Annotated in this window: 9 protein-coding genes; all 9 read right to left on the bottom strand. The window is 65.5% G+C overall.

The annotated features are described in order from the left end of the window. A partial coding sequence (locus JSV65_16560; protein ID UCH34131.1) for a hypothetical protein occupies positions 1-2,425 on the bottom strand: 2,425 nt, incomplete at its 3' end. A 117-nt stretch (positions 2,426-2,542) separates the two neighbouring features. Next, a complete protein-coding gene (locus tag JSV65_16555; protein ID UCH34130.1) occupies positions 2,543-3,691 on the bottom strand; it encodes an acyltransferase family protein in 1,149 nt (382 codons plus the stop codon). A 32-nt stretch (positions 3,692-3,723) separates the two neighbouring features. Further along, the gene (locus JSV65_16550; GenBank protein UCH34129.1) at positions 3,724-4,911 is read right to left on the bottom strand and encodes an MFS transporter; all 1,188 of its coding nucleotides are present in this window, start codon (positions 4,909-4,911) and stop codon (positions 3,724-3,726) included. Beyond that, complete coding sequence (locus tag JSV65_16545) at positions 4,908-6,155, bottom strand: hypothetical protein (protein UCH34128.1); 1,248 nt, start codon at positions 6,153-6,155, stop codon at positions 4,908-4,910. The genes JSV65_16550 and JSV65_16545 overlap by 4 nt, the downstream gene beginning before the upstream one ends. Positions 6,156-6,208: 53 nt before the next feature. After that, positions 6,209-8,182, bottom strand: a complete 1,974-nt coding sequence (locus JSV65_16540) for a DUF4838 domain-containing protein (protein UCH34127.1) — start codon at positions 8,180-8,182, stop codon at positions 6,209-6,211. A 19-nt stretch (positions 8,183-8,201) separates the two neighbouring features. After that, positions 8,202-10,178, bottom strand: coding sequence for a DUF4838 domain-containing protein (locus JSV65_16535; GenBank protein UCH34126.1), 1,977 nt, complete (start codon positions 10,176-10,178; stop codon positions 8,202-8,204). Positions 10,179-10,242: 64 nt separating this feature from the next. Then, positions 10,243-11,475: a DegT/DnrJ/EryC1/StrS family aminotransferase gene (locus JSV65_16530; GenBank protein ID UCH34125.1), complete on the bottom strand. Its 1,233-nt coding sequence runs from the start codon at positions 11,473-11,475 to the stop codon at positions 10,243-10,245. 58 nt (positions 11,476-11,533) lie between these two features. Continuing rightward, a complete protein-coding gene (locus tag JSV65_16525) occupies positions 11,534-12,334 on the bottom strand; it encodes a sugar phosphate isomerase/epimerase (GenBank protein UCH34124.1) in 801 nt (266 codons plus the stop codon). Between the two features lie 213 nt (positions 12,335-12,547). Continuing rightward, positions 12,548-13,683: hypothetical protein (locus tag JSV65_16520; protein UCH34123.1), on the bottom strand; the 1,136-nt coding region annotated here is incomplete at its 5' end.

The raw sequence follows: 13,683 nt of genomic DNA, 5'->3' as shown, positions 1-13,683 counted from the left end.
GTTCACCTCGCGCTGCTCGTATCACGCGGTTTACCAGGCCGCCAGGTTTCGTTGGGGCGCCGAAGTCCTTGCCCTCCATCGCCGCGGGCAGCGACCAGAGAATCATGTCTTGGTAGTAGTCGTTACCAAAGGTCCGCTCGCCCGTGTCCACATCGCCGCGCATGATGTTGGGCATATCCCACGTGTACCCTTGGAGGCAGACCAGGTTGTGCCACACCTTGCGTGCCAGCTCCAGACCGAAGTCGCGCTCGCCGTTGTAGATGTACGTCATGGCCAGCATCAGCGCCTCCGGCGGGAAGTAGCTGTACGTGCCGTAGCCCTTCACCTCGGCGGGAGTGCCGTCGGCGTTGGCGTAGTTGACCGCGCCGTACTTGGTCACGGCCACGTTGCAGCGCTTGATCGTGTCCAGCACGGTCCTTACCCGGGCCTTGCCCACCGTGCCGGGTAGGCCGTGGTGGTCCGTCACCCATTCGCCGTCGAGCTGGTAGCCGAAAACGAGATCCGACCTGCGCCCGGTTTCCGGCTCGAGATAGTTGAGATAATACGAGCCGGTCCACAGCCGGTTCTCCATGGCCTCCTGCGCGGCGGCGATCCAGTCCGCGCACTGCTGCACAAACTCGGCGTCGCCGACTTCCTGCGCCATGCGCTCCACGATTCGCAGTTGCGCCAGGTGAAGCCCGCCGACGTGCGCGGTCATGCCCGCCCACCCCGGCTCCGGCGCCTCGAACCACTCCGTGCCTTCGTTGCCGTCGGGCATTGCGATAATGCGCTCGCCGACCGTGTACTCCGCCGTCGTGCGGAGATTCACGGTGTAGGCCATGTTCTTCCTGAGCATCGGGAAGAACTCGCGCAGAAATCGCTTGTCCGCACTGTCGTGGCACATCAGGAAACGATCCACGAGCGCCGCCAGGGAAATCCCGTTCGTCGCCCACTGATACCCTCGCGTCGGGGACGCGAAATCAATGTATGGGGTGCGACCGGTGCAGCCGCCAAAGACCCACGGCGGCGCGCCGTCCTCATACTGGTAGCCCTTGTAGCCGCGCAGCGTCGAAAGCTCCAACTCCGGGAAGAAGTACGCGATCGGCAGGCTGCCGTAGAAGCTGCACGGGATGCACTCGATCTGTGGGCAGCCGCGCGGGCACTCGTTCATCCCGAACAGGCCGTCCTCGTCGCGGACCCAATCCGGTATCGGCGGCTCGGCTTGCGCCCAGTGGCCGTCCTCGGTGATCATGTACAGCACGTTGACGAGCGAGTCCCTCAGCCATATCGGCAGCTCCTCGTCAGTGTAAATCACTTCTTGCCACGCGAGGATGCGGCGGAGCAGCGACTCGTGATTCCGCGCAATGAGCCGCGCCGTGCGCTCTGCGCTCGGGTAGTGCTTCGCGTACATGTGGGCAAACGTCTGCGGCTCCCCGGTGTACCCCTCGGGCACCGACGTCGCGCCGTTGTACCCCACACCGTTCCATGTCGGAGCGCACCACGTCAGGACAAAGCGAATCACTTTGTTCTTGCCAGCCGGCAACGAGAAGTCCACCGCTGTCGAGGCGCCGGAATGGGAGTCAGGCGTCGGCGGCAGGGCGTCTGCTATACGTGCCCAGGCGCTGCCATCCGCGCCAAGCTCACCGCCGGTACGAAAATTCTCGCGCCCGATCACTCCCAGGGCGTAGGACGCAAGCCGGCCGTTCACCGCCACGCCGTGAAACAGCCGCTTGATCTCCTTGCGTTCGAACCGATTGGTGCCCGCCTCGTGCTCGGTAGGGCCGGGGAAGGAGAACGCGATCGTGCCTCGCTGCCGCGTGTGGCTGGTGTTGCGAATGTGCACCTCGAAAACGATGCCCGGAATCATTGAGTCAACGACAGCGCCCGGCAGGAACGGCGCCCACGCCCGCAGCCCGACACTCAGCGGCGCGTCGGTGTCGAATTCCACGTCAACGACGGGGTAGTGCCCCCAGTAATGGATCTCCTTGGGCGTGTGCACGCCGTTCAAACGAAGCTCGGTCGGGCCCGCGGCGGTGACCTCCGCCGGCGCGCGCACCTGGTATTCCCCCGCGCCCTGCTTGGCCTGGGTAGGGTCGCAGAGTACCCACGTCTCACCGCCCACGCTCATCCCGAGGATCGGCAGGTTGATCGGTCCGCGCCGTGGCACGTGCGTGTTGAAGATCGTGCAGTAGCCGAGCAGTCCGCTTGTTTCGAGGTCAATGCAGCCGGTGTCAACGCCGCCGAGAGCCATGCCGTTGGTGACGGTGTCGCCCAGACTGTACACCACGCCACAGGCGGGATTGGTGAAGCCGTCCGCCCTGAAACGACTCCATTCCCTGCTCCGCAGGTCCGTCGGAAACAGCCGGTCCGACGCGCAGGAGCCTTGCGCCGCGGCGAGCATCACGGCCATCGCTGCGAGAATCACGAACGGCAGGGATAGGGTCATGGCGATGCGATTCCTTTTGCACTGCGGGCGCGTGCGGCGCCTTCTTGCGATCCGCCTCATGCGCTGGGCGAAGCATCCGCATGAAGCGCCACCGGCATCCGCCGAAGCCAGGAAAGACTACCCCACGGCGGGCGAGCTTACCTTCCTCCTCGGCCGCATCCCGAACAGGAAGCGGGTTACGTTTGTGCGTCTGACGACAACGTCGTACAGCGCCAGGGTGACGATGAATGCGGCCGTGGTGATGACCAGGTACTTCACGGCGACGCCGGCGTGCCACCGGATCACATAGAAGCCGATGATGATGATCACCGTCTGATGCAGGACGTAGAACGGCAGCACGGCTTCGTTCGCGTAGCGCAGGAAGCCGTTGCTGAACGTCAGGTAGCGCCGTCCCGCGCCAAGGATAGCGATGAGCCAGAACCACGTGTTGAAGACGCGCAGGACGCTCGTGAGTGAATAACCGAGCGAGTATCCGCGCTGTGGGTCATAGCGAATGAGGATGAACGCGATCGCGCCGGTCGCGCATAGGCCTGCGAGCAAGGCGCCTTTCCAATGCCTGTCAACGGCTTGCCCCATGCGCGCATCCGCCGCGATGAGATAACCGTAGACGAACAGGATGAGGTACGACAGGAAGTTTGCCCAGTCGCTGATAAGGGTCTGCAGGCCAGGGTAGAGCGGTCGCAAAGCCACCTCGATAGGGATAAACGGCAAGGCGAAGACAAACAACCCGCCGGGTTTCAGCGCAAAAGAGGCGAGACGCGAGACGAGTCGCTGACCCGCCGGTCGCCGCAGATACGCAAGCAACGGCAGCGCGAGCAATGAGAACACGAAGAGATAGATCAGGAACCAGAGGTGGTGCCAACTCAAGTTCCCATCGGGGTACACGCCCTCGAAGAAGCGCGGGTAAAACTGCCAGTAGGAACCGTGGAACTGCGATTTGTCGATGCGCTCCAGATAGACCTGCGGCGGGATGATGACAAGTGTGCCGAAAACGAACGGGACGAACAGCCGCTTGAGCCGTTCGACTGCGTATTGGCCGGTCGTTCGAAAACCAAGCGCAAACCAAGCCGCGAATCCGGAGAGGAGCAGGAACAGCGGCATCATCCACGCGTCGGCAAACCTGCAGAAGACGGTCACCGGGAAGCTCAGCGCAACGTTCTTCAGGTGCCAGCCTGCGTCATCGAAGAACCGGGCGCTGTGGTAATAGAAGACGACCACCATCGCCAGCACTCTGAGCCAGTCAACGTCATAGCGTCGCTCGCGCATGCAGTCCACTCCGATTCGAGTTGAATCTGTAGTCAAACCGCGGGCTTCGAGGATGTCCGTCTGAAAACGTACGGCAAATACACCAGCGCCTGCACGACGAGCAAGGCACCGGGTACGAGCAGCGCGACGCGCATGCTCGTGGCGTCGGCGATCCAGCCCATGGCGGGCGGAAACAGAAAAGAGCCTGCGGCGATGCCGGAGATAATCAGACCGTACGCCGCGCCGAGATAGCGCCCCAGTTCCGCCGCGGCATGGGCCAGCACCATCGCGAATATCGCGGAGAACACAAGCCCCGACAGCGCGACGAGAGCGTATACCGCCCCGGCGCTGCGGCACGCGGGAATGCCCAGGGCCGCGGCCGCACCGAGGGCCGACAAGATGAGCACGAAGGTCTGCGGCCGGAACAACGACGCGCCCCACGTGCAGATCAGCCGACCCACGGTCATCGCGATCCAGAATACGGAAATCGCGTTGCTCGCGACGGATTTCGAAGCGTGTAGATCGGTCTCCATGAAGGCCGGCACCCAGCCGATGACGCCCGTTTCCGCAGCCACGTAGAGGACGACGCCCGCGAAAGCGACCCACACCACACCACGCCCGAGCAGCGCGCGCATGTCCGCCGTGCTCATCCTGGTCGTGGCCTGCACAGGCGGCTCGCGCTGTGCCGCGAGCACGATGAGCGCGGCAAGCGTGCACCCCGCAGCGATGGCGTAGGGTACTTGCCACGATACGCCGGCTTCCATGAACGCGCCGGCCATCCAGGGCCCGACCACCGCGCCGATGGCGAGAAGCGCGTGAACGTAGTTGACGGCTAGGGCAGGCCGGTCGGGATTCAGGTCGGCCATGATGGCGTTCCCCGCGACCTCGAGCAGCGCTCCGCCGACGCCAAGCACCGCCACGGCCGCCAGAGCCAATGCAAACACGGGATGCGGTCCCACAGCGGGCGCCCATGCGAACAACAGGAAGCCGCACCCGGTGAGCGCCGACCCCGCCGCGACGGTCCATTTTCTTGACACCTGCTCGTACAGGTATCCTCCGAGGAACACGCCGGGGAGGAAGCCGAGCGAGAACGCGCCGAAAGTCAGGCCGACGACCTTCAGGGCGACATCGTAGGTGGCCGCGATGGAAGTCAGGGATGGGCCGAGCAGGAAGAGGCCCACGCCGTAGGCGCCAAACACGACGGCAACTGCATGCGATAGAGCGGATAGTCTAAGTCTCACTGTGGTGTCGTGCGTTCCTTGCCGTGAATCGTTGCGATCTTGCCGCGCAGGAAAAGATCGGGATGATGGCCGTAGTACTCACCGTCCATCTCGCGGGCGTCGGCCTCGCCGCCGATGATGTAGATCTCTTCGTCGCGCGCGACCACGAAGGGGCAGTTGTTGTTGATCGGCATGAAGTCGGCGCGGCCGAAGAGATCGCTCCGCGTATCATATACGAAAACGTCGTTGAAGTAATCACCCTCGTCGGCGTACTTGTGAGGCGTGCCGTACGGGGGGCGATACGTCCCATCGGGATTGGCGACCTGCGAGTACTGGTACCCGCCGACGAGGACGATATAGCGGTCGGCGAAGACGATTCTGCCATCGGGGAAGTTGCCGCTGGCAATCGGCAAGTCGCGGATGCGCTGCCAGGTGTCGGTTGCAGGATCGTAGCGCCAATTGTCCACGACTGTGGCATAGCCGACCCCGGGAACTGAGGCGAGGCCGCCGATGACGTGGAGCTTACCGTCCACCGCCGCCATCGCGTGGCCGAGCCGCGGCGTGCCCGGGCAGTCGCTGAGTCGCCTCCAGCCCGCCTTGAGGTCTGCCGTGTCGAGCACAAGGAGCCGCGCGCCCAACCTCGGGTTGTCCCCATTCCGGTCGGCGTCGGTGCGGAAGTCCTCCGCATAGTCCGCTCCGCCGAAGATGTAGATCTTGGCGCCGATCGCGGCTATGCCCCCGGCGGTCAGCGGCCACGGCAAGCGCGGCAGCGCATCCCACTCCCAGGCCCCGCTCCGCCGACGCAAGCGGTAGCCGTCGGCATACGTGAACGGCGCGGTGTAGTTGAAGCCGCCCCAGCAATGCAGCGCACCATCCACAGCCGCCGCCATCAGTCCCTGGCGTCCGCTCGCGGGGTAGTCGGGGAGTTCGATCCATCCCCTCGCCACAGCCGCCGTGTCGAACGCCCATGCTTTCCGCAGGAAGCCGCGCGGATAGCGCCCGGGCTTCATCTGGTCGTCAGCGCCCTGGCAGAACCCGCCGACGGTGATCAGATGAGTCCCGAGGAAGCCTCCGTCGCTATCCTGAAAGCCCTGAGGCAGGTTGGGTCCGCGCTCCCAGGCTATTGCCAGCATAGGCCCGAGCAGTGCCTCCGGCTGAGGCAGGGGACTCGCCGGCGCGCACCCCCCCGGCTTGGCCGCGAGCGCCATCAGAATCCCCGCGGCAGCCATCAGCCCCGCCACCCATGCGGCATTGCCCCAGATCATCGCTGGTCTCCGGTATCGTCCATCGTGAAGCGGCAGGCGCGAGCGGGGCTCGCTCACCTCGGCGCTGCGGCGGCCTGCTCCGCAATGTCAAATGCCTGCTGCATCGGCCCCGCAACAAGCGGGTCAATGAACGGCGAGAACTCGCGTAGAATCGCCGGCAGGCGCGCTTCATACTCCGCACGCATCGCGGCAACCCGGTCGCCGTCGCCTTCCAGAGCAGCAACGTACGCGCGCGCGATGCGCGCGATGTGCTCGGCGTGTACGGCGATCAACGCAACGCTTTCGCGCACGACGGGATCCTTCTCCTTCTTCACCAGGCCCGAGAAGCGGAGTTGCGCGCGTTCGGCCAGCTTCGCTAGGCCATGCAACTTCCGGAGCGCGCCGGGGCTGTCGGGATCGAGCAGCTTGTGCTCGTAGTCGGGTCCCACGCGGAACGCCTTGTTGACCCGCGCGAAGTAGTCCTCGACCTGCCGTGCGTGGCGGCCGAATGCCGCGGACATGATCTTCTCCCGATGGCGCTGCTCTGGCAGCGCCTCGTTCCACAGCATGTCGGCCATGGCGTTCGGGCAGTGGGGGAGCGGGTAGAATGCGCGCGTGTTCTGGCAGCTCATGAACCCGTTGAGCCCCAGCGCGGCGAGGTCCTTCATGTCACGCGCCATCACTCTGCCGATGTCCTGCCCGAGCCCGTCGCGCCAGCCCGCCCACATCAGGTGGTAGTCGAACAGAAACGTGTCGGGAAGCTTCGCCTTCTTCCACGCGCGAGCGATGTCGGCCTGCGGGCGATTCGTTTTGGGCAGCGCGCACTCGTTCAGCTTAGGCCGGCCGCGGTCATACGCCTCGTCGCATTTCCGGTCATTGAGCGCGTGGCGGAAGCAGCGCGTGATGGGCGCATACATGAAGGTCACGTTATCGGTCGTAACCTGCGCCTCATCGGGCGGCCACAACAGATCCACGTACGCGAGGAAGAGCACCCGCGTGGACAGCCGCTCCTCGCGGAGCCGGCGCGCCACGGCGTCCACAAGCATGACGTACCAATCGGTCGGGGACTTCTTGCGGCAGTCGGCGCACTCGCATTTGTTGTTGTACGAATCCGAAAGCCAGAAGTGCAGGATGTCCACTTCAGGATGCCGTGCCGCGTAGGTCACCACTTCTGCGACCAGGGCCTCGAATGCCTGCGGATTCGAGTAGCACAACTCGGTGTTGATGGGCACGCTCCAGATGTCTCGCTTGCCCTTGACGTCGGCCATCCAGGACTGCTTTTCCCGCGGCGCCCTCAGATCCGACTTCTCCCAGTCGAAGCCGGGCAGGCCGAGCACGAACGCGGTCCATCCGTGGCCGACTCGGTGAAGCATCATCCCCAGTTCCTTCACCCGCGCGATGACGCGGTCGTCGAGCGCATAGCAGTCCTCGTCCGTCAACTGCGTTGCGCGCGACGTTTCGTCCATCTCCGGGCTTAGGTGATACCCACGGCGCCAGAACACGCCGGAATGTCGGAACTGCAGCTGGAAGGCGTTCATCTTCTTCTTCGCCATCCAGTCGAGCAGGCCGAGGACGTGTTCCAATCGCGGCGACCCTTCGATGCATATCCCGCGGTGGCGGTAGCTCGCCTGCTCCCGAATCGGCCGCTTTGGCAGCACCAGGCGCTTGCGGCGTGGCAGCACCTCGCCGTTCGGCCCGGGGCGCACGAACACAATCCCGAGTTCCTCCAGCAACCGGTAGGCGGCGAACAGCACGCTGCGAGGATTCGAGCCGGTGAGATACAGCCGTCCGTCCCACGGGATGATCGCCAGGGCGTCATCCAGATCGTGAGGCCGGGGAAGCCCCCGCAAGCCCAGCCCGGTCAGATGCTCCGACGTGCCGAGGACGATGTCGACGGCAGGATCCGCGGGTGATGCCCGGAGTGCGGGAAGCGCGTTTGCGCTCACGTCGGCGAGGCGCGGGAGATAGCTCGCCAACTCTCGAGCGGCGATCTCAATCGGCGCTTCGAACCCAACGGGCTGGATGGAGATCGTCTTCTTGCGCGGCATGTCTGGCTCCTCCTCCGCGTTACGCCTCGCGTTCGCCCGCGGCGCGCTCCGCGTTGCGGAAGGCGCCTCTGACCTTGTGGGCGATCATCGGGTCTATGAAGGCCCCGTACTGCTGGAGTATCTTGGGCAACCTGATCTCGTAATCCGCGCGGAGCTTCGCGATTCTCTGCTTGTTGCGGTCAAGCGCGGCCAAATGCGCGCGGGCGATGAATGCGATGTGCTCCGCGTGAACCGCCGCAAGCCCAAGGCTCTGGCGTACGACGCCGTCCTTCTCCCTCTTGCCGGCGGCGGCGAATCGCCGGCGGGCGCCCTCCGCAAGCGCGAGGATGTCGGACAGTCGTCGCCGGGCGCCGCGAGTCCCCGCGCTGACGATGCCGTGCCCGTAGTCGGGCCCGGCGCGGAACGCGCGCACCGTGGCAGCGAAGAACTCCTCGACCTCACGCGCGTGGCTGCCGAAGGCTGCGGACATGATCCTGCGCCGATGCGCAGGCACGGACTGGCGCGTGTTCCACAGCATGTCCGCCATCACGTTGGGCAAGTAGGGGAGGGGGTAGAACACGCGCACGTGATGGCAGCCCACGTAGCCGTTCAGGCCGAGTGCGTCCAGATCCCTGATATCGCGCGCCATGACCGCGCCGATGTCCTTGCCCAGGCCGTCTGACAAGCCGGCGCCGCCGAGATGGTAGTCGAAGAGGAACGTATCGCGCAGCCCGAGCTTCTTCCACATGCGCGCGAGGTCCGCGTGGCCCCGATTGGTTCGCGGCAGTCGGCATCGGTTGAGCGCCGGCCGGCTCGTATCGAAGTCCTCCGCGCATCTCGTGTCGGCGAGAGCGTGGCGGAAGCACCGCGTGATCGGCGCGAACATGAAAGCGACGTTGTCCCCGGTTATCCTCTCCCGCTCCGGCGGCCGCAGCAGATCGAGGTACGCGAGGAACAGCACGCGCGTCGAGATGCCCTCGGCTTTGAGCTTGCTGCTGACCTCGTTGACCAGCACGGCGTACCAGTCGCTGGGCGTCTTCCGCCGACACCTCGCGCACTCGCACTTGTTATTCATTGCGTCCGAAAGCCAGAAGTGAAGGATATCCACCTCGGGGTGGCGCCTGGCGTATTCGACGACCTCCGCGACCAGGGCGCGTCGCGCCTCGGGGTCGGCGTAGCACAGTTCCGTGTTGAGCGGAACGCCTTCCCACACATCGCGCTTGCCGTTGACCTGGGCGAGCCACTGCTGTTTGCCCTTGGGCGGTTTGCGCTTCGTCTTCTCCCAGTTGAGGCCGGGCAGGCCGACCGCATAGGCGGTCCACCCGTGGCCAACGCGATGCAGCAGCATGCCGAGTTCCTTGACGCGCGCGATCACCCGATCGTCGAGCGTGAGGCAGTCATCTTCCGTCAGCCGCTTTGTCCGGGCAGCCGCGCCAGCGACGAGCGCGCCGTACCCGCGGCGCCAGAACACCCCGGAATGACGAAACTGCAGCTGGAAGCCGTTCATCTTCTTCTTCGCCATCCAGTCGAGAAGATCCAGCACGTGCTCCAGGCGCGGCGCGCCCTCGATACACAGACCGCGGTGCCGGCAACTGGCGATCTCGCGGACGGGGCGTTGCGGCAGGACGAGACGCTTCTTGCGCGGCAGCACTTCGCCGTCGGGACCGGGACGCAGAAACACGGCACCGAGTTCCTCCAGCAGGCGATAGGCGGCAAACAGCACGCTGCGCGGATTCGAGCCGGTCAGGTAGAGCCTGCCATCCCGGGGGATGATTGCCAGAGCATCATCGAGATCGTGGGGCTTCGGAAGCTTGCCCAGCCCGATACCGGAGAGGTCGTCCGAGACGCCGAGGACGATATGTGGCGACCGCTCCGCCGCGACGGCCTTCAGCGCGGGCAGGACGTGCGCCTCCACGTCCGCGAGACGCGGCAGGTAGCTCGCCAGCTCGTCCGCTGCCTTCTCAACAGCAGAGTGGAACCCGATCGGCTGAACCAGAATCACCTTCTTGCGTGCCACGTTTCCCTCCGTTGCGATGGCCGGCGGCCACGGACGCACGACCTTGCCGGCACAGCGCGTTCCTTCACGGTCCCTTCTCGATCCGCGCCGCAGCTTCCCAGATCGCCGCGCAGATGAACTCGTTGTCCTCCTCCGACATACAGGGGTGCATGGGCGGACAGAATAGCCGCGCGCCGATCTCGTCGGAAAGGGGCAGCTCTTGCCCCTGCGTATGCCGCTTGATGAAGGCCACGGTCCTATGAACCGGCGGGTTGGCGACGACGCAATTGACACCGTACTCGTCTGCGAGCATGGTCAGAAGGCGATCGCGCTTCCCGCCCGCCCACTCGCGCGGCACGAGAATCGTATAGAGGTAGTACGTGTGCTCGTAGCCATCCGGTTCATAGGGCAGGGTCAGGCCCGGACAGCCGTGGAGCATCTCGCTGCGCGCCCGCGCCACCTCACGCCGCCGCGCGATCAGTCCGTCGAGGCGCGGAAGCTGGACGAGCCCGACGGCCGCCTGCACCTTCGTCATCTTGTAGTTGGAGCCCCAGCCTGCTCCCCTCGGATTGGCGCTGCCGTCGTCCAGCGCGCCGCCAAACTGACGAATCCCCTTCAGGCGCGGGATGATCCCGTCGTCGTCCGTCGTTATCGCGCCGCCCTCGCCGAGCGTCGTCATCAGCTTCTGCGTGTGAAAACTGAAGATGTTCATCCAGCCCCGCTTGCCGATCTTCGTTCCCTTGTAGCCGCCGCCGCAAGCGCGCGCCCCGTCGCCGATGACCTTGATCGGGCCGTGCTTCGGGTGGGGGTGACGCTCGGCGAGTTCGAGCAAGTCGTCCATCGGAGCCGACAGCCCGTTCATGTGCGTCGGCAGAATGGCACGCGTGCGCGGCGTGATGCGCCTCTCCACGTCGTTCGGATCCACGTTGAACGTGCGGGGATCAATCTCGCATAGAATGAGCTTCGCGCCCGCGCCGATAATGGACATTGGCGCCGCGCGGAAGTTTATTGACGGGCAAATGACCTCGTCGCCCGGTTCAAGGTCTAGGCACATCACGGCCATGTCGAGTCCGCCGCCGGCGCCGTTGATTGAGACGCAATTCGTCGTGCCGCAGTACTCCGCGAAGGCCCTCTCGAATTCCTCGATCTCCTCGCAGATGAAGCCGAATCCGACCGTGGGATCCATCGAGTCGCGGATCGCCCTCACGACGGCCTCGATCTCCTCTTCGCCGTAACAGCTGCCGAGCAATGGCTCCCCCGGCCACGCGACCGCCGGGCGTCCCCGTTTCAAGACCTCTTTGCGCCGTTTCTCGTTCATGCCGTTTCCTTCGCCGCGACGCGGAATGCCTGACCCGACATGTCCGGCGCGGCACGCTCTAGCAACTCAGCAGCTCGCTGACGTATGAGACTCCTGCGCGGACCGCCGCGCACGGGTCGTCAGGGCCCTCGTATTCGACCGATATGCAGCCGTCATAGCCGCCTTGTGCGAGAATGCGATACACCGCCTCAAGCGGCACCTCGCCGGTTCCGAGGGGCACAGAGTCCCAGCCGTCCGGCCGCAGCTTGATGTCCTTGAAATGGACGTGGCGCACCCATGGCAGCAAATCCGGCAGCGGCTTCACGCAGTCCTCGCCCGTGATGTAGAAATTCCCCGGATCGTACGTCAAACCGAAACGCGGCGAGTCAACCGCCTCCACGACCGCGCGCATATGCTCGCCGCGCGTGCAGAGCGCTTGGTCACTGCCCATCTGCTCGACCGTGAGCGCGACACCGAGGCTTTCCGCCGCGGGGATCACCGAGCGGATGCTCTCGGCGGCGCGCGTGATGGCGAGAGGACGGTCAATCCCTTCCCGCAATGCGCCCGGGACGACAAGCACCACCGGCGCGCCCAGGCCCGCTGCCTGTCGCACTTCAGCGACCAGCTCGGCAATCGCTTCGCGACGCCCTGAGGGGTCGTCCTGGATCAGGTCCGCGAACACGTCATAGCACGGCACCGTCAGGCCGTGACTGTCGAGCAGTTGATTGAGGCCATCCGCGCCCTGGTCGGCGACGAGTCGCGCGGACGGCTCGACACCGTGCGCGCCGGCATCCGCGCAGCAGGCGACAGCATCCGCTACGGACAGGTCGCCCTTAGCCAGGGCGCGCCCAAAGGACGACAGCATCACGCCAATCCTCACCGGTGACTCCTTCTGGGGCGGGGGTTGCGGTGTGTGTGGATACGGGTTACGCCCGCCCGGCGCATCGCCGCGATAGCGGAGCGACGTGTCATCGTAGATTCTGGGCCGGCACGTCGCTCGCCTCTTGGCTCGAGGCAAAGCTCGGGCAAACAAGCAAGGAAGACGTTCCCGTTTGCGCCGGGGGACCGGCCGAGCAGCGAGCGATGCGGCTGCTTACCGAACGGTGAGGAAGCGCTTCACGCCGAGGATCCTGTCGCCGGTGACGGAGACGGCGTACATACCAGGGAGCGCGTCCGCAGGCACGGTGATCGTCACGTTGCCCGGCACCGTCACGTGTCGCGGAGCGACCTGCAGCCCTGGTGCGACGATCCGCGCCCGAGTGACTGCGCCCTTCGACAGCGCCGTGACGCGAATCTGCGCGGAGTCGCCTGGCGCAAGTGCAGGCGGGTCGTCAAAGCCGACGACTGCGCCGGCGTCCCGACGGCGCAGGATGATCAACGCGAAGTTGGTGTACAGGTTCAGCAGCAAGTCAGGCCCACGGCGACGCACGCGCAGGCGCGACCAGCTGAGGGTCTCGACGTCGCACAGCATAGCGTCCTCGACGTCCGCCGCGACACCGGGCAGCGTAATCGTGTAGGCGCCACGCTGATCGGAGAGGCCGGTGTACTGCGGCCAGGCGAACGGGTCCGCGCAGGCCGGGCGCACGGCGACCACGGCCCAATACCCGCTCCCCTCAAACTGCCGCGTGACGATACTCGGGTCAGATGCGCGCGGGTCTTCATCCGCGACATCGCCCCACACAAGGGCATCGTGCACCGGGGAGCGGGCGCACAGCCAATTGGCTTCGAGCGCCTCGAGATCGGCTTCCCAGCAGGTCCTTCCGCCCGGCAGCCCAGAGACCGCGCCCCAGACCGGACCGCCAGGAGCATAGACATACGGCCGGTACGGGCCGACCGCGAGACGCATCGGGGGCAGGTCGCGCGGGTAGACCTGGGTCAACGCGCCGTGGAACCATTGTCCGTACCAGTCCACCGGCGCTTCGGTCGTCAGCAGCGCATTGGGGTTCGCCGACATTGCGGCGCGGCGCACCTTCGACAGCAGTTGCTTCATCCAGTCGTTATAGCCGAATGGCGTATCGTGCTCGTGCGCCGGGTTGTAGCACGGCAGGAAGTAAAAGCCGAGGGAGTCCAGCCGCACACCGTCCGCGCCCGTCTCCCGAAGCAGGCGTTCGACGGTGTGCGCGAGGTGATCCTGCCATTCCACACAGCCCGGGCACATGTGGTAGAACCCCTGTGACGTATAGTTGCCGGTGATGCCGCCATCCCTGCGCATGACGGAGCAGGGCTCGG

This window comes from Armatimonadota bacterium, assembly GCA_020354555.1.
In the GTDB taxonomy this organism is placed as follows: Bacteria; Armatimonadota; Hebobacteria.
The sequence above is the reverse complement of the archived record's forward strand: the minus strand, read 5'-3'. Positions and strand labels throughout refer to the sequence as shown.

Bases quoted from the DNA above. Each gene is read 5' to 3' on its own strand.
- JSV65_16530 (UCH34125.1), bottom strand. From the start codon at position 11,475: ATGAACGAGAAACGGCGCAAAGAGGTCTTGAAACGGGGACGCCCGGCG.
- JSV65_16555 (UCH34130.1), bottom strand. From the start codon at position 3,691: ATGCGCGAGCGACGCTATGACGTTGACTGGCTCAGAGTGCTGGCGATG.
- JSV65_16545 (UCH34128.1), bottom strand. From the start codon at position 6,155: ATGATCTGGGGCAATGCCGCATGGGTGGCGGGGCTGATGGCTGCCGCG.
- JSV65_16540 (UCH34127.1), bottom strand. From the start codon at position 8,182: ATGCCGCGCAAGAAGACGATCTCCATCCAGCCCGTTGGGTTCGAAGCG.